General features: G+C 61.0%; 16 protein-coding genes. 8 read left to right on the top strand and 8 right to left on the bottom strand.

Annotation, left to right across the window (positions count from 1 at the left end):
* Positions 1-29: 29 nt before the first annotated feature.
* The 8 genes from AC0Z5Z_RS06025 to cbiE form a co-directional block, all read right to left on the bottom strand.
* Positions 30-1403 (bottom strand): PepSY-associated TM helix domain-containing protein, encoded by a 1374-nt coding sequence (locus AC0Z5Z_RS06025; protein WP_485610862.1) that lies wholly within the window; start codon positions 1401-1403, stop codon positions 30-32.
* Between the two features lie 144 nt (positions 1404-1547).
* The gene (locus tag AC0Z5Z_RS06020; RefSeq protein WP_485610861.1) at positions 1548-3668 is read right to left on the bottom strand and encodes a TonB-dependent copper receptor; all 2121 of its coding nucleotides are present in this window, start codon (positions 3666-3668) and stop codon (positions 1548-1550) included.
* Positions 3669-3752: 84 nt separating this feature from the next.
* A complete protein-coding gene (locus tag AC0Z5Z_RS06015; RefSeq protein WP_485610860.1) occupies positions 3753-4199 on the bottom strand; it encodes a DUF2946 domain-containing protein in 447 nt (148 codons plus the stop codon).
* Between the two features lie 21 nt (positions 4200-4220).
* Complete coding sequence (locus tag AC0Z5Z_RS06010; RefSeq protein ID WP_485610859.1) at positions 4221-4700, bottom strand: copper chaperone PCu(A)C; 480 nt, start codon at positions 4698-4700, stop codon at positions 4221-4223.
* Positions 4701-4748: 48 nt separating this feature from the next.
* Complete coding sequence (locus tag AC0Z5Z_RS06005) at positions 4749-5147, bottom strand: DUF2946 family protein (protein WP_315435372.1); 399 nt, start codon at positions 5145-5147, stop codon at positions 4749-4751.
* 317 nt (positions 5148-5464) lie between these two features.
* Positions 5465-6181 (bottom strand): cobalt-precorrin-6A reductase, encoded by a 717-nt coding sequence (locus tag AC0Z5Z_RS06000; RefSeq protein ID WP_485610858.1) that lies wholly within the window; start codon positions 6179-6181, stop codon positions 5465-5467.
* Entirely contained in the window at positions 6178-7275 is a 1098-nt protein-coding gene (locus AC0Z5Z_RS05995; RefSeq protein ID WP_252887247.1) for a cobalt-precorrin-5B (C(1))-methyltransferase, read from the bottom strand. Before AC0Z5Z_RS05995 ends, AC0Z5Z_RS06000 begins: the two co-directional genes overlap by 4 nt.
* Complete coding sequence (gene cbiE, locus AC0Z5Z_RS05990) at positions 7268-8479, bottom strand: precorrin-6y C5,15-methyltransferase (decarboxylating) subunit CbiE (protein ID WP_485610857.1); 1212 nt, start codon at positions 8477-8479, stop codon at positions 7268-7270. Before cbiE ends, AC0Z5Z_RS05995 begins: the two co-directional genes overlap by 8 nt.
* Positions 8480-8704: 225 nt before the next feature.
* On the opposite strand from cbiE, the gene AC0Z5Z_RS05985 reads away from it, so the two are divergent.
* From AC0Z5Z_RS05985 to AC0Z5Z_RS05950, 8 genes are all read left to right on the top strand, one after another.
* The gene (locus tag AC0Z5Z_RS05985) at positions 8705-9376 is read left to right on the top strand and encodes a hypothetical protein (protein WP_485610856.1); all 672 of its coding nucleotides are present in this window, start codon (positions 8705-8707) and stop codon (positions 9374-9376) included.
* Positions 9300-10337 (top strand): hypothetical protein, encoded by a 1038-nt coding sequence (locus AC0Z5Z_RS05980; protein WP_485610855.1) that lies wholly within the window; start codon positions 9300-9302, stop codon positions 10335-10337. Before AC0Z5Z_RS05985 ends, AC0Z5Z_RS05980 begins: the two co-directional genes overlap by 77 nt.
* 52 nt (positions 10338-10389) lie before the next feature.
* Entirely contained in the window at positions 10390-11040 is a 651-nt protein-coding gene (locus tag AC0Z5Z_RS05975) for a hypothetical protein (protein ID WP_460142671.1), read from the top strand.
* 156 nt (positions 11041-11196) lie between these two features.
* The gene (gene cobG, locus AC0Z5Z_RS05970) at positions 11197-12495 is read left to right on the top strand and encodes a precorrin-3B synthase (protein ID WP_150638208.1); all 1299 of its coding nucleotides are present in this window, start codon (positions 11197-11199) and stop codon (positions 12493-12495) included.
* Positions 12488-13114 (top strand): precorrin-8X methylmutase, encoded by a 627-nt coding sequence (locus AC0Z5Z_RS05965; protein ID WP_056787678.1) that lies wholly within the window; start codon positions 12488-12490, stop codon positions 13112-13114. The genes cobG and AC0Z5Z_RS05965 overlap by 8 nt, the downstream gene beginning before the upstream one ends.
* Positions 13111-13845 (top strand): precorrin-2 C(20)-methyltransferase, encoded by a 735-nt coding sequence (locus tag AC0Z5Z_RS05960; protein ID WP_370593505.1) that lies wholly within the window; start codon positions 13111-13113, stop codon positions 13843-13845. The genes AC0Z5Z_RS05965 and AC0Z5Z_RS05960 overlap by 4 nt, the downstream gene beginning before the upstream one ends.
* Positions 13845-15545, top strand: coding sequence for a precorrin-3B C(17)-methyltransferase (cobJ, locus tag AC0Z5Z_RS05955; RefSeq protein ID WP_460142672.1), 1701 nt, complete (start codon positions 13845-13847; stop codon positions 15543-15545). The genes AC0Z5Z_RS05960 and cobJ overlap by 1 nt, the downstream gene beginning before the upstream one ends.
* A 366-nt stretch (positions 15546-15911) precedes the next feature.
* Positions 15912-23018, top strand: coding sequence for a TcdA/TcdB pore-forming domain-containing protein (locus tag AC0Z5Z_RS05950; RefSeq protein WP_485610854.1), 7107 nt, complete (start codon positions 15912-15914; stop codon positions 23016-23018).
* Positions 23019-23070: the final 52 nt, after the last annotated feature.

The raw sequence follows: 23070 nt of genomic DNA, 5'->3' as shown, positions 1-23070 counted from the left end.
AGCCGCCGCAACGGCCCGCGCCCGTCACATCAACGCTGCACCTGCGCGGAACGCTCGCCAAGTCGGGGCACGAGAAACCGGTCGAGCAACCAGACCACCACCAGCGACGCCCCCACCAGTGGAAACACCACCGCCAGCACCAGCATGATCGCCACGCCGGTTTTCCACTTCGGCAGGTCATGGCGCAGCGGCGGCACACCGAATTTGCCTTCAGGCCGACGCTTCCACCAGATCACCACGCCGCTGACGGCGCTGAGCAGAATCATCAGGCAGATCAGCAGCACGACAATCTGGTTGAAGGTGCCGAACATCTTGCCTTCGTGCAGCATCACGCCGATTTCCGTGGCGCGCGCGACGGTGCCGTAGTGCTCGAAGCGGACATCGGCGAGGACCTTGCCGGTGTACTGATCGACGTGCAGGGTGGCGTCGTTGCGCGGGTCATCAGCGAACACGGCAATGCTGAACACGCCGGTGGCGGTGGTCGGCAGGGTGATGCTGTAGCCCGGTTCAACCTTGCGTTCACTGGCGATGTTCTGCACGTCCTGCAGGCTGATGGCGGGTGCTGCGGGGCCGGCATGGGCATTGCCGTGATTCATGTGTTCGGCGTGGTCGCCGGACATCGGCATCGGCGTATTTTCCATCGCCCATGGCACGGTCTGGCGGGTGGCGCTGTTGAGGCTGCGTGCCTCGATGTCGGAGGTCGGCACGTTGTCCCACATCGCTGCCGGAAACACGTTCCACACCTGCGCGTATTGCTTGCCCCAGAAACCGGTCCAGGTCATGCCACTGAGCAACATCACCAACAGCAATGTCGCGCCCCAGAAACCGGTGACGGCATGCAGATCGCGCCACAACACTCGACCGCGGCTGTTCAAACGCGGCCATAGAATGCCCGCCGCCTGACCACGCGGCCACCACAGGAACAGCCCCGAGACCACCAGCACCACGCCCCAGCCAGCGGCCATTTCGATCAGGCGATCGCCGACTGTGCCGATCATCAATTCGCCGTGGATCGCACGGGCGATGGCTTGCAGGTTCTGCTTGGCATCCTGCTCGCCGAGGATGTCACCGTGGTACGGATCGACGAACACGTTGAGTTCATGACCGGCGTTCTTCACCACGAATTGCGCGCTGCGCTCAGCATTCAACGGCGGCAGATACTGAGTGACCTGGCCTTGTGGATAAGCGCTTTTCACCCGTTGCAGCAAGTCATCGGCCGGCACCGTGTGGTGCCCGGCCGGTACTTCGAGCAGGCTGCTGTACATCAGCGAATCGAGCTGCGGTTTGAACAGATAAATGATCCCGGTCAGGGCCAGCATCACCATGAACGGCGCGACGAACAGCCCGGCATAGAAATGCCAGCGCCAGGCCAGGTTGTAGAAATTGGATTGAGGCTTTTGCATCACGTGTGCTCCGCTTGGCTTGGTTCTTTTCGTTGTCTGTTTACCTGCGGGAGTGAGCCTGCTCGCGAAGCGGTTGTTCAGTCGATATCGATGCCGACCGTGGTGCCGTCTTCGCGAGCAGGCTCGCTCCCACATGGGTGGGTGTCAGAAACTCATATCCACTTTGGTCCAGAGCGTGCGCCCCGGTTCATTGAGCGCTTGCGGGTCGTTGGCCGGATAGCCGAAGCCGGCATTGCCGGCCAGATTCAGGTGTTCGGCGTAGGCTTTGCCGAACAGGTTGTCGACGCCGCTGCTGACTTTCCAGTGCTGGTTAATGCGGTACGCGCCGTTGAGCGAGAACACGCCGAAGCCCGAGCTCTGGGCGTAATCCTTGCCGACCACGTTGCCCTTGTTCGCGTCGATGCGGTGCTGCGCGGCGACCACTCGCCACAATGCGCCGGCGCTCCACTTGGCCTCGCTGTAGGTCAGGCCGAAGCGCGCATCCAGCGGCGGCATCTGCGGTAATGCCGAGCCGTCGCTGCTGTTCTTGCCCCAGGCATAGGCCAGGGTCGCATCGGCTTTCCAGTTGTCGGTCAGGTTGTAGGCAGCTCCGAGTTCGCCACCCATGATCCGCGCGTCGATGTTCTCGGCGCGCGAGGTGCTCATGCCCATCATTCCCGGCGTGTAGTCGAACAGGATGTAATCGCGTACCACACCGATGTAACCCGAGGCCCAGGCTTCGAGGTCGGCGCTCTTGTAGTTCACGCCGAAGTCGAACTGCGTGGTCTTTTCCGGTTTGATCGAGTCGAACGCGTTGACCGATCCTGCCGGGCCGGACTTGGGCGAAAACAACTCCCAGTAATCCGGGAAGCGTTGCGCGTGGCCGAGGCCTGCATAAAGCGTGGTCGGGCTATCGGCGAGGTCATGCTCGTAACGGATGAAGCCGCTGGGCAGGGTGTCGGCGCGGGTGTCGTCGGCGGTCGGGTTGGGGCGGGACATCATCCCCGACCCTGTGGTTTGCCGGTAATCCTTCGCCGAAGCACGGTCGACACGGGCGCCAGTGATCAAGCGATCACGCTCGGCGGCGTACCAGGTCATTTCGCTGAACACGCCGTAATTGTGGAAATCGGCGTCCTTGCTGTACGGCAGGTCCTTGTAGGTATCGATGCCCATTGAGCTGCGCTGACGGTGCTCGTTGGTCTGTGCGTCGAGGCCGGTGATCAGCTGAACATCAGCCCAGCGCCAGGTTGCTTTGATCCGTGCACCGAGGGTACGACGGTCGACGTTGGACGCCATCGGTCCCGCCATCATGCCGGTGCCGGACGGGGTGCGCAGGGTGTAGTTGTCCATCACATGGTCGGCGTAGTTGTAGTAGACCTGTGCCTCGAGTTTTTCCAGCACCTCGCTGATGTTGGATTTCTCGAAACGCAGGCCGAGGCTTTCACGCAGGAATTGCGAACCGTCCATGCCGCGCCCGGCATACCGCGCCTCGCCATCACCCTTGCCGGCGGTGAGTTCGATCAGGGTGTCGGCATCCGGCGTCCAGCCCAGTGCGATATCGCCGTTCCACTTGTCGTAACGCGAGGCGACGATGTCGTTGTTGCCGTCGCGATAGTCATCGGAATGCGCAGTGTTGCCGATCACCCGCACGTAACCCAGAGGACCGCCGGCAGCGGCGTCGACAACCTTGTCGAAACGCCCATGCGAGCCGGCCAGGAGGCTGGCGTTGACGCGCGTGCCGAGTTCGCCGAAGTTCTCCGGCTCACGGTCGAACAGCACCGTACCGGCCGATGCGCCCGGACCCCACAGGACGGTTTGCGGGCCTTTGATCACCGTGAGGCTGTCGTAGGTTTCCGGCGAGATGTACGAGGTCGGCGCGTCCATCCGTCCAGGGCAAGCGCCGAGCATCATGCTGCCGTTGGTGAGGATGTTCAGGCGCGAACCGAACATGCCGCGCAGCACCGGATCGCCGTTGGTGCCGCCATTGCGCACCAGAGCGAAGCCGGGAATGGTCTTCAGGTAATCGCCGCCGTCACTGGCCGGCACCGGTTGGCGCGGATCCTTGGGGTTGGTGACGATCGTCAATGGTGAGCTTGGAGCGATGGCAGTGATCACCGTCGGGCTCAGTTCATGTTCATGGCCGGCGTGAGCGTCGGCCAGCGCCAGCGGTGTCAGCAGTACGCCGCAAAGGACGGCAATAGCGTGCCTGCAACGAATCGGCGATTCATTCAGGGCAAAGTGCGCGCGGGCAGATTCCGCGCAGGGGACAGCAGTAAACCTGGACATGACAATTTCCATCGAACAGTCGTAAACACCACGGTCGGCAGCCTGGAGCTGTCTTCTCAACCGTGTGCAATCAGAGGTGTGTGTTTACGCGGCGATGGGCGGGGCGCGGGTGCGGGCGCCGGGGAAGAAGGGTTGGCGGGCATGGCCCAGACGCGGGGAGGGTGGGGTGAAGGTATTGGGTGGCGGGATGTTGAAAGCGACGAAATCGCCGCCGCCGGTCAGCGCCGGGCAATTGAACAGCAAGCTGCAATAGCCGCACTTTTCCCACAGCACGTGATGCGAAAATTGCGGCGGGCAATGCTCGGCAGCAGGCTGGGCGCCATGGCCGCTGTGATCCATGCCGGGCATGTCCATCGACATGTCCATGCTCATTGGCATCGACGTCGAGGCGTGCTGATCCATCGGCATCGACTGAGAAATCAGTGGACCGATGAAGATCATCAACATGGCGAACAGGGCGATCCAGCTGCCACGCGTCAGCGCTTGAGTCTGACGGTGATGCGGGACGGGCCTGGCGCGCAACGGACGCATGGGCGAAGTCAGCCGAAACAGTTACTGAGCGTGCACGTGGCCCTGGGCCGATTCCGGCGGTTTCTTCTGCACGGCTACTTCAACGCTGACGTCACCTGCCTTTTCGAAATGCAGGGTCATCGGGAAACGCTTGCCGTCGCTGAGCAGGCTGCGATCGCTCGGGTTGAGCAGCATCACGTGGTAAGCCATCGGCGCGAAGGTCACGGTGCCGCCGGCGGGGATTTCCACGCTTGGCACTTGCTGCATCTTCATCAGATCGCCCTGCATCACGTGCTCGTGCAACTGCGCTTGTGCAGCGATGGGCGAGTCGACGCTGAGCAGGCGATCGGCGCTTTTGCCGGTGTTGTGGATGATGAAGTAGGCGGCGACGGTCGGCGCATTCGGCGGCAGTTCCTGCGACCACGGATGGGCGATTTCCAGCGCACCCACCTTGTATTCGTGGGCATGGGCAAAGAACGCCGGCAACAACAGCGCAGCGAGGACGAAGAGTTTCTTCAACATGGCAGTTCTCCAGAACGATTTGAAACGCGGATTCAGGGCGCGAACCAATCAGACCAGAGGGGAAGCACGGGGATTGAGACTCGGCCATTGCTGGCGCGGCGTCGGGGTTTGCAGGGAGATGGGCGCAACGCTGCGGTTGCTTTCAAATTGCGCGAAATACAGCTGCGGCGAATGCCCCGGCAGCGCCAGCAATGGCGTCCCACCTGAGCAACACCAGCAGTGCTGCATGTTCGAATGGTTGTCGTTTTGCGGGGCCTTCTGATCCGTGGCACCGATGTCGATCGCCACCATCTTCATGCCGCTGCCGGTGCAGAAACTGCTCCACAGTATCTGCTCGGCCGGTGAACTGGCCGCCTGCGCCATCGCCCCGCTCAGCGGCATGGCGAGCATGTTGAACAGCACTGCAAAGCAGGCGATCCAGGCAAATGCTAACCGGCGTCGGTTCATGGGACAGGTCCGTTGGGTGGGCGATCAGGCGCGGCCCATTTAGCCTGATCAGGGCCGATAAGTAAAAAAGCGTCGTGCGGTTTGGTGTCGCAGTGAGCTGTTAAAGGAGTGTAGCTACTTGAATTTGCAGTGCCAGACCTGACGCCTTCGCGGGCAAGCCCGCTCCCACAAATTTTGTGAGTGTGCACAGATATCAGCAACATCCACGGTTCCTGTGGGAGCGAGCCTGCTCGCGAAAGCGATTTGTCAGGCACTGATGGGCTGCCGGTGCGGACGTATTCGCGAGCAGGCTCGCTCCCACAAAGGGCTGTGCCGATTCAGCGGGAGAGGGCTGAGAGGATGTCGCCGACAGATCCAAATTCCCGATCAACCCCCGGCAACCCCGGCCGCTTCAACACCAGCACCGGAACGCCACGCTCGCGCGCCACTTCAAGCTTCGGCTCGGTGGCGCTGCTGCCGCTGTTCTTGCTGATCAATACATCGATCTGCCGGCGCTCGAACAGCGCTCGCTCGTCTTCCAGCAGAAACGGCCCACGGGCGCCGATCACTTCGCAGCGCGTGTTGCCGGGATAAACGTCGAGAGCGCGCAGAGTCCAGAACTGGTGGGCGGGGATTTCGTCGAGGTGTTGCAGCGGTTCACGGCCGAGGGTGAACAGCGGGCGGTGGAACGGTTTCAGGGCGGCGATGAGTTCGGCCCAGTCACTGACCTCGCGCCAGTCATCGCCTGCTTGCGGTTGCCAGGCGGGGCGGCGCAAGGCCCAGCAGGGAATGCCGGCAAGCTGTGCCGCCCGGGCGGCGTTGGCGCTGATTTGTGCGGCGTACGGGTGTGTAGCGTCGAGCAGCAGATCGACGCCTTCATCGGCGATGAACTGCGCCAGACCCTCAGCGCCGCCATAGCCGCCGACCCGAACCTGGCAGCGCAAATCGCTCGGCACTCGGCCAACACCAGCGAGGCTGTAGATATGTTGTGGGCCGAGCGTGCGGGCAATCGCCAGCGCTTCAGTCACGCCGCCGAGCAGCAAGATCCGTTTCATGCAAAACCTCCGGCGTGCCCGACAATCCCGCCCTGACGATCAATGGCAAACACCTCGACCTGGACCTGTGCCGGCACGACGCTACTGGCGAAATTCAACGCATGGCGGCAAACCTCATCCCCCAAAGCGATGCCCGCCGCGCTGGCCATGGCCAAGGCTTGTTGGCTGGTATTGGCTTCGCGAATGCCTTGTTGCAATGCCGCATCCGCGCCAATCGCCGCCGCCCACTCGGCCAGTTGCGGCAAATCGATGCTCGAATGCCGTGAGTGCAGATCCATATGCCCGGCGGCGAGTTTGCTGATCTTGCCGAAGCCGCCGCACAGGCTGAGTTTATCCACAGGTACTTTGCGCAGATGCTTGAGCACCGCACCGACGAAATCACCCATCTCGATCAGGGCGATTTCCGGCAGGTCATAGACCCGGCGCATGGTGTCTTCGCTGGCGTTGCCGGTGCACGCGGCGATGTGCAGATAACCATTGGTTTTCGCTACGTCGATGCCCTGATGAATCGAGGCGATGTAAGCGGCGCAGGAAAATGGCCGGACGATGCCGCTGGTGCCGAGGATCGACAGGCCGCCAAGAATGCCCAGCCGTGGATTCATGGTTTTCAGCGCCAGTTCTGCGCCGCCCTCGACATTGACTGTGACTTCGAAGCCGCCGCCATAACCGGTTTCGGCGGCGAGCAAGGCGAGGTGATCGCTGATCATTTTGCGCGGCACCGGATTGATCGCCGGCTCGCCGACGGCCAATACCAGGCCGGGTCGGGTCACCGTGCCGACGCCGACACCGGCGTTGAAGTGGATTCCCGGTTCGGCGGACAGTCGCACCTGTGAATAGAGCAGGGCGCCGTGAGTGACGTCAGGGTCATCGCCAGCATCCTTGATCGTCCCGGCTTCGGCGCCGTCCTCGCTCAAGCGGCAGAACTCCAGGCGCATCTGCACCTGTTTGCCTTTGGGCAGCGTGATCTGCACCGCGTCGGCGCTGATGCCGGTGAGCAACAGGCGCGCGGCGGCGAGGCTGGTGGCGGTGGCGCAGCTGCCGGTGGTGAGGCCGCTGCGCAGGGGCGCGGGCTGTTCGGCGGTTTCGTCACGCATCGAGGGGTTTGACCAGTTCCAGCAGGGTGATCGGCAACGCCTGACGCCAGGTATCGAACTCGCCGAGCGGTTGTGCCTGGGCGACATGAATGCGCGTCAGCTCACCGCCGTATTGTTCGCGCCAGTGCATCAGGGTGACTTCGCTTTGCAGGGTCACGGCGTTGGCCACCAATCGGCCGCCGGGCTTGAGCTGGTCCCAGCAGGTCTCGAATACACCCTCACGGGTGACGCCGCCGCCGATGAAAATCGCTTCCGGACGTTCAAGGCCATTGAGCGCTTGCGGCGCCTTGTCGCGAATCAGTTGCAGGCCGGGTACGCCCAGCGCATCGCGGTTGTGTTCGATCAATTGCTGACGGCCCTCGTCGGCCTCGACCGCGATGGCGCGACAGCTCGGGTGCGCACGCATCCACTCGATGCCGATCGAGCCGCTGCCGGCGCCGACATCCCAGAGCAGTTCGCCGTGCTTCGGCGCCAAGCGAGCGAGGGTGATGGCGCGCACGTCGCGCTTGGTCAGCTGGCCGTCGTGACGGAACGCCGAATCGGGCAGACCGGCGAGGCGTGACAGGCCGGTAACACCGGGTTCGGCCAGACATTCGACAGCGATAACGTTGAGATCGGCAATCGGCGCATTTTCCCAGTCACTGGCGCTGCGATCGATCCGCCGCTCGGCGTCGCCGCCCAAATGCTCCAGAACAGTCATGCGACTTGGGCCGAAACCACGTTCGCAGAGCAATTGCGCAACGGCGGCCGGGCTGCTGCCGTCATTGCTCAGCAACAACAGACGCACGCCGCTGAACAGATGCGCATTGAGCGCCGCCAACGGACGCGCCACCAGCGACACAATCGTCACCTCCTGCAACGGCCAGCCCAGGCGCGCCGCCGCCAGTGCGCAGGACGAAGGGGCGGGGATGATCGCCATCTCGGCGCTCGGCACCTGACGCGCCAGACTGGCACCGACGCCGTAAAACATCGGATCACCGCTGGCCAGCACGCAGACCGGCTCGCCACGCGACTCGAGCACCGGCGCTAGGGAAAACGGACTCGGCCACAATTGCCGCTCGCCGCCGATGCACGGCGGCAGCAGATCCAGCTGACGCTGGCCGCCGACGATCCGCGAGGCGCCCATCAGAGCACGCCGGGCGTTCTTGCCCAGGCCCTTGAAGCCGTCTTCACCAATACCCACAACGGTCAGCCAATCGCCCATTTCATACTCCAGATCCTGCGTCCAGCGAAGCGGGCGACATGATAACGCGACAATCGATAACTGGCTGCTGTCCTTTTTTCAGGAGCGCCGACATTGAATGTTTACATTGTCTTTTGTGATTTTTCGAGTTCTTCGCAAGTATTGAATTGGCGTTCCGCTGGAAGTGCTTGTGGCTATCCGGAAGGTACTTTTTTAGTAAATTGAATAATCGAATGGATAATTGAAATGAGCGATGTTTTGAACAGTATCTCAGCACTGCCCAACCAAGGCAGTGCGACGGTGATGGGGAATAATCTGCTGTCCTACTTTTCCGGGTTGACTGCGGAAGACAAACGATTCGTCAAAGACAGTATGCGCTGGGCAGAATACAGAGCCGATTTGCGTCATGACAGAAACAGTGAGCCAGCTGCTTGGTTCGAATATTATTCCGGGGTGCTCTGGTCTGTCGGCTGGAGCCTGGAGCAAGCTCCGGTAATCCATGTTGACAAGAACTTTACCGGCAATGCTCTGGACGTCTGGGCGCGATCCTTGTCGCAACAACTAAGTCGGGAGAAAGTCGGGCTAATGAAGGAAGCGTTCCATATGCTTGAGACACATTCGGATGCCATAGACGTATTTAGAGGCAGCGCTCGGGAATGGAGCGATTTTCGTTTTTCTCCTGCTCAGTACAATTTCAATAGGGAGTTGGAGATTGTCGTTAGTAACGTTCGCTTGCTTGATGCGAAGTGGTCCTCTACCTATTTGTTCTGGACTATTCAGCATACGGGTTCGGAGCTTGATATCCGCTCCAGGCGCTTTTTGATCAGGTCTGCCGCGATAAATGAAAATCGGCTTCAGTTGGCTGCTGCAGTGCTTGATATGCGCACGCGTGAAATTGAGTTGGCTCGGGGCGCTTGATGTTAGTTGTACAGCTTTGTTTGATGGTTTGTATGACGGTCTGAAATTAAATGCATGGATTTTCGATTTGATTAACTCCGGTGCTGTGGTTAGTTTGTTTTCCACACCAAGTCGGTGTTTTAATCATGAAAGGAATTCATTTATGACTGAGCTGAATAAAGATGTAATCTCCGCTGTTGAGCGGTTTAGTTTGATTGCACAAACCAATGAGTTTATCGCTGCGCAGCCAGTGCTGCGCTCGCGTTCGGCAAGTGTTGGCAGTAGCTTGCCGGTTGATAAAGATGAACTGAATGCTGCAATCATGGGTTCGGGTATTGCAGGCTTTGATGCAAGCATGTCCAAGCGCAGCAAGCGAATCGTTAAAAACACCTACATGTATGCCGATCTGGTTGCCTTGCTCAAATATCCGGCGTCCAGCCAAAAGGAACAGCGCTATAACGAGTTTATGCGATTGATGAAACTGGCTGGCTGGTTTGCTTTCAGCCAGCCTTATAATCGATATACCGCTACTTCGCAAAAGCTGACCATGGACAATGTTGTCCTGTCTGTTCTGCATACTGCTGTTGGTGCTGCGGTAGGGCAGGGCCAGGCAGCCCTTAAAGTATTGTCCTCTGTGGCAGATGCGACCATGGATGCACTGAAAAATGAACCACAGGCCCTGACGCTGTTCGAGAACAACTCGAAGAAAGCCGAAGGTGGCAACTTTTGCATGAGTGCGGCTTCGCAGGATGATGAGGGTGGTATCACCCTGGCAATCGCTGCTGTGCAATATCTGGCTTCGGCTCAACCTACCAAAGTACTGTTTGTAGAATGGGCAACATCTGCTGTGGAGATTTATAACGCCGGCGCCACTATGTATATGGATGAGGAAGACTATGCAATGGTTGAACCGTTGATTGTCAAGGCTCTGACTGAGCAGCGTGAGAAAGCGCTCAGCTACGAATTTGGCCAATCGGTCTGAAAGTGATTAATGCCAGAGGCGCAAGCCTCTGGTTTTTTTGTGGGAGATGCAAATGTTCGCGATTTCGAAGGTTTTCGTATGCGCAGGGGCATTAGTGCTGGTGCGTAAAGAGCTGTCGGCATCTGACATTGACGACAGTCTCGATGCGCTGCTTTATTCACAAACGGTCGCCTCGCATAAAGTTCCCGATGCTGTTGAATGCGACGCATGGAATGACGCCAATAAAACGGCTTTGAAAGTCACCGGTGCTTTGTTTTTCGACGATCCGGTTATCAGCGCGCCGGTCACTACGCCCGATACTTTTACTCTGCTGGAGTTGGCACAAGAACTCTTGCAAGGTTGGGCGCCGGCAGTTTTTAACCAACAGGTAATTGCCAATCTGAACTCGCAACTGGAGAGCAACGGTGCGGCCCTTGAGTTGCTTCAGCGAAATATTCTGCAAGAGGGCAAGTCGATTCGCTTCATGCTTGGCAGCGTATCTGCGGAATCAACGATTACGATGGTCGTCATTTCGTTTGCCGTCAAAGAGCCTGTTCCGGGCAATGTGCTTGAGCAACGCTTCAATGCCGAGCAGATAGTGGGCAACCTTGCTGTTGATTGCTACAAGGCTCTTATAGATGCCGATGATTACTGTTTCTCGAGAGCCAGGATTATTGCGTTATTGGGTGAGCGGCGCGAAAAGCAGATTATCGCCCTGACCTGAGCGCGCGGCAGAGGCAACAACTGAAGCCTGCCTGCCCCACCGGTCGAGACAGAGGGCAGACTTTTCATACCGGTGGGCAAAGCAGGCATAATACCGCGCCTTCGCCCGCGAAGCGCTTCTGCCACACAACCGGTCAGCCCCTTGAACGAACGCCCGATGTCCACTGCCTTACGCCCCTCGGCCTGCCCGGGGTTGCTGCGTATCGTCCAGGCACTGGACGGCGGTATCTGCCGGATCAAGCTTGATGGCGGTTCGATCAGTGCCGATCAGGCCGATGCGGTGGCCGCTGCCGCCGAAGCGTTTGCGAGCGGAGCGATCGAAGCGACCAATCGCGGCAACCTGCAGATTCGCGGCATCGGTGCGCAATCCGCAGCGCTGATCGAGTGTTTGCTGGCCGCCGGCCTTGGGCCGAAGCACGCCGCCGGCGACGATGTGCGCAATCTGATGCTCAGCCCGGCTGCCGGCATCGATCGGCAGATGCTGTTCGACACGCGCCCGCTCGCAGGGCAAATCCTCGACACCTTGCAAAGTCATCCGCGCTTCCATGAGTTGAGCGCCAAGTTCGCCGTGCAGCTCGATGGCGGCGAAGCCCTGGTGATGCTCGAACATCCGCATGACCTGTGGCTGTCGGCATTCGAGCGTGACGGCGAAATCCTCTGGGCATTCGGTCTGGCCGGTTGCCCGACCGATCGCCCTCTCGGCGCTGTGAGCCTGGACAATGCTCACGCACTGGTGGTCGCCGCGCTGGAGTTGTTCCTCGACCTGGCCCGGCCAGAGCAAACACGGATGCGCCATCTGCTCGACGAGTTGCCCAGGCTCGCGTTCCTTGAGTCGTTGCGCGAGCGCGTATCGCTCAAGGCGATCAGCAATTGGCAGCGCCCGACGTCGGCAGACGCGCTGCACATCGGCGCTCATCAGCAAAACACGCAAGGTCTCTGCTACGTCGGCGCGGTGCCGCCACTGGGCCGACTTGATCCGGCGATGCTGCGTGGCGCGGCACAACTGGCCCGTCAATTTGGCGATGGCAGTCTGCGCTTCACGCCGTGGCAGAGCCTGCTGCTGCCGAACGTGAAAGCCACTGATACCGACAACGTGCTTGAGCAGTTGCGGGCGTTGGGCCTGTTGACGACCGAGGCCGAACCACTGGCTCGCCTGATCGCCTGCACCGGCGCCGATGGCTGCGGCAAAGGCCTGGCCGACACCAAGCAGGATGCCCGGCAACTTGCACCTCTGCTGCCCGCAGGCCTCAGCGTGCACCTGTCGGGTTGCTCGCGCTCCTGCGCCGCCGCCCACTGCGCGCCAGCGACGCTGCTGGCCGTTGCCCCCGGTCATTACGACCTCTATTTTCGCGATGCAGCACAGCCCGGATTCGGCACGCTGCACGCCTGCAATCTTACTATTGAAGCGGCCGCGACCCTGCTCGACGCCCGCTCCCGGAGCCCCCTTGATGCTTGATTACATCCGCGACGGTCAGGAGATCTATCGCAACTCCTTCGCGATCATTCGCCGCGAGGCCAATCTGGCGCGCATTCCCGCCGATCTGGAAAAACTTGCGGTGCGAGTGATCCACGCCTGCGGCATGGTCGAGGCCATCGACGGTCTGCAATTCTCCGAGGGCGCGGGCAAGGCCGGGCGCGATGCGCTGGCGGCCGGTGCGCCGATTCTCTGCGACGCGCGGATGGTCTCCGAAGGCGTGACCCGCACGCGCCTGCCGGCCAATAACCAAGTGATCTGCACTTTGCGCGACGACAGCGTGCCGGAGCTCGCCCGCGAGTTGGGCAACACCCGCTCGGCCGCCGCGCTGGAGCTGTGGCGCCCGCACCTCGAAGGCAGTGTGGTGGTGATCGGCAACGCACCGACCGCGCTGTTTTACTTGCTGGAAATGCTCGACGCCGGCGCGCCAAAACCGGCACTGATCCTCGGCTTCCCGGTCGGCTTCGTCGGCGCTGCCGAATCGAAAGCGGCGCTGGCCGCCGACAGTCGCGGCGTGCCGTTCGTGATCATGCAAGGCCGGCTGGGCGGCAGCGCCATGGCCGCCGCCGCCGTCAATGCCCTCGCCACGGAGATCGAATGATGCAGGCCAAAGGACATCTGATCGGCCTCGGTGTCGGCCCCGGTGATCCGGAACTGATCACTGTCAAAGCCTTGCGCCTGCTGCGCGAATCGCCGGTGGTCGCGTATTTCGTGGCCAAGGGCAAGAAGGGCAATGCGTTCGGCATCATCGAGGCGCATCTGGTCGAGGCGCAGAACCTGCTGCCGCTGGTCTATCCGGTGACCACCGAGGCGTTGCCGGCGCCGCTGTCGTATGAGCAGGTGATCAGTGATTTCTACGACGAAGCCGCTGTGGCGGTCGCCGAGCATCTGGACGCCGGCCGCGACGTAGCGGTGATCTGCGAAGGCGACCCGTTCTTCTACGGCTCCTACATGTATTTGCATGATCGTCTCGCCAGCCGTTACGAGGCCGAAGTCGTGCCCGGCGTGTGCTCGATGCTCGGCGGCGCTTCGGTGCTCGGCGCGCCGCTGGTGTATCGCAATCAGAGCCTGTCGGTGCTTTCCGGCGTGCTGCCCCACGAAGAACTAAAACGGCGTCTGGCCGATGCCGATGCGGCGGTGATCATGAAACTGGGGCGCAACTTTCCCAAGGTCCGTCAGGTGCTGGAAGAACTCGGCCTCGCCGAGCGTGCGTTGTATGTCGAGCGCGCGACCATGGCCAACCAGAAGATCGTGCCGATGGATCAGGTCGAGCCGATGTCCTCGCCGTACTTCTCGCTGATCATCGTCCCGGGCGAACGGTGGCAAGGTTGATGAGCCAAGCGACTCCCGCCATCGTCATTCTCGGCCAGGGCAGCCTCGCGACGGCGCGGCGCATTCAGCAGGTCTACCCGGCGGCGCAAATCCATGGCCTTGCCGGACGGGTTGAAGGCGCCGACAGCAGCTATCAGGAATTCGGCGCGACCCTGCGCGCGTTGTATCAACAGGACACGCCGATCATTGCCCTGTGCGCGGCGGGGATTGTCATTCGCACCTTGGCGCCGCTGTTGCTGGAGAAAGGCGCCGAACCAGCGGTGCTGGCGGTGGCCGAAGACGGCAGCGCGGTGGTGCCGTTGCTCGGTGGCCTCGGCGGGGTCAACGTCATGGCCCGGGAGATCGCGGCGGCGTTGCAAGTGGCGCCGGCGATCACCACCAGCGGCGAATTGCGCTTTGGTACCTGCCTGCTCAATCCGCCAAGCGGCTATGCACTGGCGGATCTGGAATCGGGCAAACGCTTCGTTTCCGACCTGCTCGCCGGGCACAGCGTGCGCATCGAAGGCGCGGCGCCATGGCTCGATCAGGCGCAGTTGCCGCAGGATCCGCAGGCGCAGCGGTCGATTCATGTGAGCAGTGTGCAGCGGGTGGCCAGCGCCGATGAATTACTGATTTACCCGCGCAGCGTGGCGGTGGCAGTGAGCGCTGACGTGGCAGATCTGCCGAACGCCGTTCGCGCTGCGTTGCAACAGGCCAGCGTCGCCGTGCCGGCACTGGCGTGTCTGGTGGCAGCAGACGCTGAAATGGCCTCATCGAGTTTGCGCGAAGCTGCGCTCGAGTTGGGCGTGCCACTGCGCTTTGTGGCAGCACAAAGCGATCTTCAGACTTTGGCCCGCGTGGCAGTGCCAGCGGCGAAGGTGATCAGCGCAGAACATCTGGCGATCGCGATTGCCGAGCAACCCCTGGACGTCGCGCAGATCGGCCGCCCGCGCGGTCGCCTGGCGGTCATTGGTCTTGGCCCCGGCGCCGCCGAACTGATGGTGCCAGCGGTGAAAACCGAACTGGCCCGCGCCACCGATGTGCTGGGCTACGAAACCTACGTGCGCATGGCTGGCCCGTTCCGCGACGATCAGGTGCAGCACTGCACCGACAATCGTGAAGAAATGCAGCGTGCCCGCCATGCCTTCAGGCTCGCCGCCGCAGGCCGCTCGGTGATCGTGGTTTCCTCGGGCGACCCGGGCGTATTCGCCATGGCCGCTGCGGTGCTCGAAGCCCTGCACGAATCGGACGATCCGGCGTGGCACAGCGTTGATCTGGAAATCCTCCCCGGCGTCTCCGCCTCGCTGGCCACTGCGGCTCAGGCCGGTGCGCCGCTGGGCCACGACTTCTGCGTGATGTCCCTGTCGGATAACCTCAAGCCCTGGGCGATCATCGAGAAACGTCTGGATCTGGCCGCCCAAGCGGATCTGGCCCTGGCGTTCTACAATCCGATTTCCCGGGCGCGCCCGTGGCAACTGGGCCGGGCGCTGGAGATTGTTGCGCAGCACCGCTCGCCTGAAACACCGGTGGTGCTCGGTCGGGACATCGGCCGGCCGGGGCAGACGCTGCGCACCACGACCCTGGGCGCATTGACACCGGAACAGGTGGACATGCGCACCATGGTGCTGATCGGTTCTTCGACCACCTGCACCTTCGCCCGTGCCGGAGGCGGTGAGTGGGTTTACACGCCGCGTTGGTATGGTGAAAAACCGCTGTCCTGAAAAACCCTCCGCTCATTCAATATTCAGCTTTGGGAAAGTTTGAGCGGTTGTAAGTCCGATCGAAGTTTCAATTGTTTTCCACCAGCAATAAACAATGGTCATGCCCCACAGGGCAGGGCCATTTTTTTTGTCCGACGGTCGCGCCGGTCCGCTAATTATTTCGCAGCCGTTACAGCATAGTGCTTCGGTGTTATCAGATATTGCCGGGGACAAGCTTTGTATTCCTTGTTGTTTGTGTGGCGCGTATTCGCCCACTAGGGTGCTGTGTTCATAGCACTTGTCGAGTGTCGTTCAATCAATTTACCGCTCTGCAGCGGCGCAAGAGTGCGCGCGTCAATGGGCCATTAAATAAACAAGGAGTGTGTGATGGCTTTAAAAAACGATTACTCGTTCGGGCGAGCATTCATTTCTGCGCAAGAGTATTCCGTACTTTCAAAAGCATTGCGGGAGCTTTCTGCCACCCCCCAATATCAAGCGCTGAACGACTATTACCAGCAAGCCGGTCAAACGACCGACCCGGTGTCGTTCTTGACCCTGGCGAGCCTGTTTCAAGAGCAACTTGCAGCGTTGTTGAAACGCAATAAAACCCCTGTTCCGGTGGCTGTCGATGACATTGCGCGAGGGCTGCAACGTTATCTGTCACGGCTTTTGACGACCGTGGAAATGTTGTCGGGGCCGACCCGGCCGGTGCCGAAAGTCATCCATTTCGTCTGGGTTGGCGGCAGCGAAGTCGGTGTCAATCAGCGCGATTACATGAATATCTGGCGCCAGGTGATGGCGGCGCAGGGTTACCGCTTCAATCTCTGGTACGACAGCGATGCGTTACTGGCTTTCGAGATGAACCGGATCATTCTCGACAGCGCCAGGGCTGATGCGATGGCATCCGGTGGTGCAGCCCTCAAGCATGCCGGGCAACTGGCGACGATGATTGAAGAGCGTGCACGGGTGTTGAAACAGCAGATGTTCGACTACCTCAGCCAGCCGAGGTGGAAGGGGCGGACCGATGAAGCACGCATCGATCTGATGGTGCGTGCTTATGGCAAGGACCGCGCGAGGCTGCAGGATTTTCGTCAGCGCTGCCTCGACAGCCATCTGGCGATGGTGGGGCCGGATCTGCAATTGCGCGATGTCACTCACGCCTTTGCCGATGACTTGTTGGCGGACGTTTACCAGCGCGAAGTGTCGATGCGCGGCAACTTCGCCGCAGCGAGCGATGTGGTGCGCTTGCAGGCGGAATTTCGTGAAGGCGGGCGTTATACCGACATGGATTATCTGCCGCCGCTGCTCGACAAGTTGGGCGGTGTCGATATCACTGATTACAGTCAGACGCAGAAAATCGCGGTTCTGCAACTTCTGTTGAACAACAATCCGCAGTTGATGCCGGGGCGCGATCCGCAGCATTACCCCGACAGGACCGACAGTCTTCCAGAGCAACACAAACAACTTCTCGAGGATTTTGCTCGCAGCAAACCGGACGTGCTTGAACTGTTCGTGCCGCCACAAACCGTGGAGGCCGGCGAGAACGGCTTTCGCATGGGGCTGCAAATCGACGAAGAAATGAATGCTCATTTCATCGCCCAGCCGGGCAGCGGCATGACGATGTCGATCATGCAAGTCATTCGGCTCAATTACGACGTGCTCGCTGAAGTTGAAAAGCGCATGGCCAACTCGGCATCCGGTTGGGCCGACGGTGAAACCCTGACCACGGTCGCGGCGACAGTCATTGAAGAGATGTTGGTCAGGTCGAACTTCACCAGCTGGAATGAAGCTTATGCCTACCAATTGCTTAAAGCGGTTGTCACCTATTATCGGGACGGTATCCGCAATGACGCGGCGGGTACGGTAACGCTCACCGGCCCGGGCGCGGCACTCGCCGGATTACATGAATATATCGAAGCCAATTGCGATCCGTTTTTCACTCGTCAGGTGCTGGCGCAACAGCGTCTGCGCGAGGGCTACAACGTCAATACCGAAGAGGAAACCATTTCCGGCTGGATCGTCAGGGGTACGGAAAAAGACTGGCTGGAGAAGGAACACGCCCGGTGGGCCGAGGGAAAGCTCACGTCTCGTTATGCCGGACGCTTGTCCAACCTGCTCAGCGATCGAAGCCTGACCTTCGAGCGCGGCTGGCCCGTTGTCGAGGGCAAACTGGTGCTGTTGACCTCAGTGCTGCAACGCTTGATGGATGATCTGGGCGAGCCGTTCATTCGAGCGATGCGAGACAAGTTGAGCGGGGAGGTCAATTTCGCTCAAGCCGTGGTCATCGACTTCGACGCCCGTCAGCAAGTGCTGGCGCAAGGACCTGTGGTTGTGCCGACCTCCCATGGTGCGGAATCGGTCAGCCATCTCAACGAACTGTTCAGCCGGATCGCCCACGGTACGCTGCCGCTGGAACAACTGAGCCCCGCGATGCGAGTCGTGCTCGGGGGGATTTTCGGCGCGACGAGCGTGGACGATGTCGGGTTCGCCGATACCTGGCAACAGGTTCGCGACCTGGCCATCGCCACCGACCGTGACGGCACTTTCGCGCGCTACGATGCGATTGAAAAAGCCGTGCGCCAGCGCCGCTCGGCGGCGTTCGAGAACGGACTGGGACGCGACCTGCCGACGGCCACATCGACGACCCGCGAACTCAAGGTGCAAGCCATGTCCGAGCCGCTGACGCTGCGCCAGTGGGGCGAACGTATCGGCCAGATCAAGCACAGTGCGCAGCGGGAGTTTCGCACGCAGATCCTGCAGCGCAGCGGACAAGTGCGTGACATCTTTTTCAAGGCCGGCGCGGTGTCGGTCAAGCAGTTGCCGCAGGATCTGTTGCAGCACAACGCGGGCGACCCGGGGCGCCGCTGTTATCCGCTGGCGCTGCTGATGGGCGCCGCAGTGGCAGCCGGCGAGCCGGCGGAACGGGCGTTGGTCGGGCATGTCGCCAGCGCCAGCGCGAGTCCCGACGAACTTGTATCGCGGGCGTTGCGCAGTGCGCTGGACGAACTGCGCGCCTTGCCCACTGGCGAGGTCGGCAGCGGTCGCGGCGTGCAACGCCTGGACAGCATCATCGCCGCGCTGAACGTCAGTGCGGCGCCTGCGGTGCTGCTGCTCGACACTGGCGACCACGCCCTGCTGCTAGCGAAAGTGCGAACCGGTGAGCACGCGGCCTATCGCTTCTACGATCCCAACTTCGCCCTCTACGGATTTGCCGATGGCGCGCAGTTGCAACGTGGCGTAGAGCGTTATCTGAGCGCAGACGATAACGCGCTGGCGAAGCTTTATGGTCTGGGTGAGATGGCCACGGCGCAGTTCACCGTCACTGAGCTGGACACTGCGGCGATCGCCGAACGCAGGCTGTCATCGGATCTGCGTGTGGACAGTTTTCTGCACAACGTTGCACTGGCCGATCCGCAGGGAGCCTCGATCTGGCACAAGCAAGCGCTGGCCCGTACCCGATCTCTGGGGGAAAACGCTCGGCTGGGCACCAGCCTTGCGCAACTGGACGCACGCTACTGGACCAGCGAGTTCGAGCAGGCGACCGAGCGTTTGCGCCGTGAGCACAACCTGGCGCGTGATTACGTGCCGTTGCTCGATACCCACAGCAAAAACGCCGACGGCGGCCACAGCATTACCCTGATGGATCTGCGCAATGCGCAAAATGCCCGGACGGTCAGCACCCGGGATTCGCGCTTTCAGAGAATCAGGCAATACGTCGAACGACTCGTGCAGGGCGGTGCGGCCAGGCCCGGTCAGACGGCTGATCACGACGGTGGCAGCCGACTCAGTTTCGCCTTTGCGATCCAGACGCTGATCAGTGAAATGCGCCAGCGCGAGTACCGCGCTGGCGACACAGCGCCGACACTGACCGTCGCCCTGCAACTTCAGGTGTACGTCAGTTTTGCACAGCTGGGCTTTGGTGTGGCCAGCGATGCGGTGCAGGTCATCCAGTTGGTGCGCCATTTAGCAGTGGCCGAGCGGGCGTTGCAGCAGACCTCGTTCTCCGCACGTCTGGCCGGGCAGGCCGCCACGGGTATCGGGGTGGCATTTTCCGTGGCCAATATCGGTTTCGACATCTACAACCTGACGCAGGCAGAGAATCATGAGCAGCGAGCGCGATTCTCTACGTCTCTGGCGTTCAATACGGCGGCCCTGGGTCTGGATATTGTCGCCCTGGCGGCGGGTGGAACGGTGGGCGCGTTCGCCGCAGCGCTGTCCGTGCCGCTACTGGGCGTGGGTATCGGGGTGACCGCGATTGCCAGCAATCTCGGGCAGATCATGGACAAGGCTGCGGCCATCGGCGAGTACCTCTCGCAGATTCACGACGCTTATCAGCAGTCTTACGAAAGCGTTGGTGCGGTCTTGCAGTTCCCCGCACTGGCAGTGATTACCGAGGTGGATCTGCACAGCAGAAGGGTGGCGTTCGAAGGGCAGAAGTTTTACCCCTGGAAGGGCAGTGCACTGGAATTGCCGCAATACGACGATGATCCGGCCAGGCGGCATGCTGCGATCAACATCCCCAGAGCCTTTCAACGCCCTGCGGTCGGCAGCGTCTGGGGGACTTTGCCCACGATGGTGGTGCTGCCTTGTTCGCCAATCTGTTACTACGGCTATGAATATCAACTCGGCAGCGCCGGGACCGTGCCCTTTTCAACAACCCGCTACCCGCGGTTGCACGACCGCCTGGCACATCAGCTGGAATATGACGCGCTCGGTAACCGGGTGTTTTACCTGTTCAGTACGCCATTTGCGCCGCACATACTCTACAAGCTGCATCCGGTATTCATGGCCACGACGATCAAGGTGCAGTTGAGCGCAGAGGTCAGTCAGCTGTTGGTTCCGGACCTGCCGCCAGAGTGGCGCAAGAAGATTGCCTACTGGATCACCGCGCCGCAGGGGCAGTACCGCATCCGGTTGGTGCCGGGCCTGCTGGCGGTGAATTTCGAGCAAGCGCGGGGCTGGGAACAGGTGACCTGGACGGTGCAGGCGTCCTGGGCACGGGTCGAGCATGTCAGCTTTCGTGCAAAACCACGGGACAGCATCGACAGCGCACCTGACATGCTGGTCGATGGCCTCGTGTTGAATCGTTTTGACGGCGTCATCGAGCTGGCCGAGGGGCTGTTCCGGATCGACTGGACGGGCCGCAGCCTGCATCTGATCGGCGTTGTCCTCGACTACGAAAACAACGCTGCGACTCAACTGCGTAGCGCCAACATGACCGCCAGCGGCATCCCGGCGCCGGTGCAGCGCTATTTGCGCGCTCAGGTCGCAAGCGGGCAACTGACCGCAGCCTATTTGCCGTTGCGTAACTTCAGAGTGCCGTTCGATTCGCCGAACCGGCCAGTGGTGACTACCGGCTATTACGACACTGCGCGGGATCGGGTGCTGTTCGCGCGTAACCTGCCGCTGGAGGTGAACGAGGGTGTGGTTCTGGCAGGCGTCAACGCCGGCCATGCGTGGTTCTACCATCCCGATCATCCATCGGTATGGCGGGTCGATGTGCTGACCGGCACTGTCCAGCATCGCTACCGTCTGAAAAATCCGCGTACAGGTTCGACCATCATCGGCTGCCGACAACAAGCCGATGGAGCGCTGCGGATTGCGCAGAAGCTGACGGCAGAAGCGTTGCATGGCACCACCACGGTCGAGTACCGGATCAGCGGGCAGCATGTAGTACTGACCGCTTGCCAGATCGCTTTTGCCGCCGAGGACTATCGGTTCGAGCCGCGTGAAGCGCTTCGACAAACCGATGCCCCGGACATGGGCGTCTCGTCAGACATGGCCGCCAGCAGCAGTGATTGGTCTTGTGCTCCGTTCATTGTTGTCGAGGGCTATGCCGGGTCGCAGTTGCGCGACAGGGCTTGGCTGAACAAGACGACGGGCAAGTGCATTGAGGCCAGGCACGACCTGTCCTGGCCCGAAGACTTGTTGATGCTGATGCCGTCCAGCCCTGAAAACAACGCGGTGCTGTTCTATAGCCAGCAGGAGCGGACGATCAGCCGCGGCATCGAACCCCGTGTCGGTCATTGGCAGAATGTGGTGATCGAGCGCGATGTGGTGGAGGTCACTCAGACAAATCAGCGCTTCATCGCCACCAAGGACGACGGCCGTCTGTTCGAGGTCGATATCGTCGACGTGCCGGCAGCGGCAGCGATCGACGAGGTGATTGTGTTTCAGTACGGGGTACCTTCCCTTGCGCACAGAAGCGATGAGGCGTGGCTTGATCAGGCCGATAAGCCTTCGATTCTCCGGTTCGCTGGTGTCGGGCAGCGTTGGCTGCAGCGACATCCCGATTGGTTGAGCGCATTGCATTCGCTGGCCACGGTCGCAGCGTTGCTGCCGTTCCCGGTTTTCGGTTTACGAGATGGGGCAGGTCAGGCGTTCCTGACTGTGTGGTGTGTCGATGGCAAAGTCGCTGTGGCCGATATCGGTCAGGGCAAGGAGCTGGCGCTGCTCGGTCTGACCCCGGATCAAAGCGCTGTCTGGTTGCTTGAGGTCAGCGCCGGACAACTTTATCGCCAGCCGCTGGTGGCGATCGAAGCATTGCGGGGAGCTTTTTCAGCCGAGCATCGTCTGGTGAAACCGCAGTTGCTGGCCAAGGCGGAAAAAGTCTGGACGTCATGGGCCTTTAGCGAGGTGCGGCGCCAGGGTGAAGGGCTGGAGGCGCAGACCCTCGACGGGGTGCATCTGCAATTGCTGGATAACCAGCCGGCAATGATCGTCGGCGTGGAAAATCGCTGGTCTCATGTGCCGGGGCAGAGCGATCAACAGTTACGTGCACGCCTGCGAGCATTGTTGCACGGGCATGCCCACGCGCCTGTCATGCAAGTGGCAAGTGCAACCGGACGCTATCTGTATTACCTGCCGCAACTTGATCGGCTGTTTGATCTGTCCGGGCGCAGTGATGGGCAGTGGTCGGCATTCCTCGGTACGCGCGGGTCGAAGCAGCCGATGCTGTTCGACCCGCTCGACCAACTGATTTTCAGCGCCGGCCCGAACGACGGCGTCTGGCTGCCCGACAGTTTTGCCCATCGCGACGCCGAGGTCATGGTGCTTGAGGTAGGTGATGACATCACAGAGATTGAAACATTGTTGCCCGATGGCGTTGCCAGGCTGCTGCTGACTTTCGGTGCGCAGACCTCGGGTTATCGGCTGTCGCAAGTTTCCTTCCAGCGCCTGGACTGCATCGTGGTCGATGGACGACAGGCTTCGGATGCTGAAACGGCGGAACCTTGCCTGCTGGATCTGGATCTGGACGAATGCGGGCATTGGTGGATGTCACGGGTCGATGACGGTGTGGTACTGACCGATCCGGACTCCGGGCACAGTCTGATCTTGCGTAATTTCGACGGACAGCGCCCACTGCTACTGATGCTGCCCATTGCCGGGCGGCCACACACGTTCACGCTGGCTCAAGGGCTGGAAGCGTTTGCCACTGTGCGCGGCGCAGAAGCAACGGTCAGCCTGACAGCGGTGATCGCAGCGCTGCGCTGAGGTCGCTCCGCATAGCAAAACGCCGCGAACGGTGACCGTACGCGGCGTTTCG

It is taken from the genome of Pseudomonas sp. 1L-E-NC-VB-C3 (assembly GCF_057291535.1).
This window is presented reverse-complemented; position numbering and strand designations above follow the sequence as displayed.

What these genes read in the sequence shown, in the direction of transcription:
- AC0Z5Z_RS06015 (WP_485610860.1), bottom strand. Translation starts at nt 4,199, where the DNA reads ATGCGTCCGTTGCGCGCCAGGCCCGTCCCGCATCACCGTCAGACTCAA.
- AC0Z5Z_RS06000 (WP_485610858.1), bottom strand. Translation starts at nt 6,181, where the DNA reads ATGAAACGGATCTTGCTGCTCGGCGGCGTGACTGAAGCGCTGGCGATT.
- AC0Z5Z_RS05950 (WP_485610854.1), top strand. Translation starts at nt 15,912, where the DNA reads ATGGCTTTAAAAAACGATTACTCGTTCGGGCGAGCATTCATTTCTGCG.
- cbiE (WP_485610857.1), bottom strand. Translation starts at nt 8,479, where the DNA reads ATGGGCGATTGGCTGACCGTTGTGGGTATTGGTGAAGACGGCTTCAAG.
- AC0Z5Z_RS06020 (WP_485610861.1), bottom strand. Translation starts at nt 3,668, where the DNA reads ATGTCCAGGTTTACTGCTGTCCCCTGCGCGGAATCTGCCCGCGCGCAC.
- AC0Z5Z_RS05995 (WP_252887247.1), bottom strand. Translation starts at nt 7,275, where the DNA reads ATGCGTGACGAAACCGCCGAACAGCCCGCGCCCCTGCGCAGCGGCCTC.
- cobJ (WP_460142672.1), top strand. Translation starts at nt 13,845, where the DNA reads ATGAGCCAAGCGACTCCCGCCATCGTCATTCTCGGCCAGGGCAGCCTC.
- AC0Z5Z_RS05980 (WP_485610855.1), top strand. Translation starts at nt 9,300, where the DNA reads ATGAAAATCGGCTTCAGTTGGCTGCTGCAGTGCTTGATATGCGCACGC.
- AC0Z5Z_RS05965 (WP_056787678.1), top strand. Translation starts at nt 12,488, where the DNA reads ATGCTTGATTACATCCGCGACGGTCAGGAGATCTATCGCAACTCCTTC.
- AC0Z5Z_RS05960 (WP_370593505.1), top strand. Translation starts at nt 13,111, where the DNA reads ATGATGCAGGCCAAAGGACATCTGATCGGCCTCGGTGTCGGCCCCGGT.
- AC0Z5Z_RS06005 (WP_315435372.1), bottom strand. Translation starts at nt 5,147, where the DNA reads ATGAACCGACGCCGGTTAGCATTTGCCTGGATCGCCTGCTTTGCAGTG.
- AC0Z5Z_RS05975 (WP_460142671.1), top strand. Translation starts at nt 10,390, where the DNA reads ATGTTCGCGATTTCGAAGGTTTTCGTATGCGCAGGGGCATTAGTGCTG.
- AC0Z5Z_RS06010 (WP_485610859.1), bottom strand. Translation starts at nt 4,700, where the DNA reads ATGTTGAAGAAACTCTTCGTCCTCGCTGCGCTGTTGTTGCCGGCGTTC.
- AC0Z5Z_RS05985 (WP_485610856.1), top strand. Translation starts at nt 8,705, where the DNA reads ATGAGCGATGTTTTGAACAGTATCTCAGCACTGCCCAACCAAGGCAGT.
- cobG (WP_150638208.1), top strand. Translation starts at nt 11,197, where the DNA reads ATGTCCACTGCCTTACGCCCCTCGGCCTGCCCGGGGTTGCTGCGTATC.
- AC0Z5Z_RS06025 (WP_485610862.1), bottom strand. Translation starts at nt 1,403, where the DNA reads ATGCAAAAGCCTCAATCCAATTTCTACAACCTGGCCTGGCGCTGGCAT.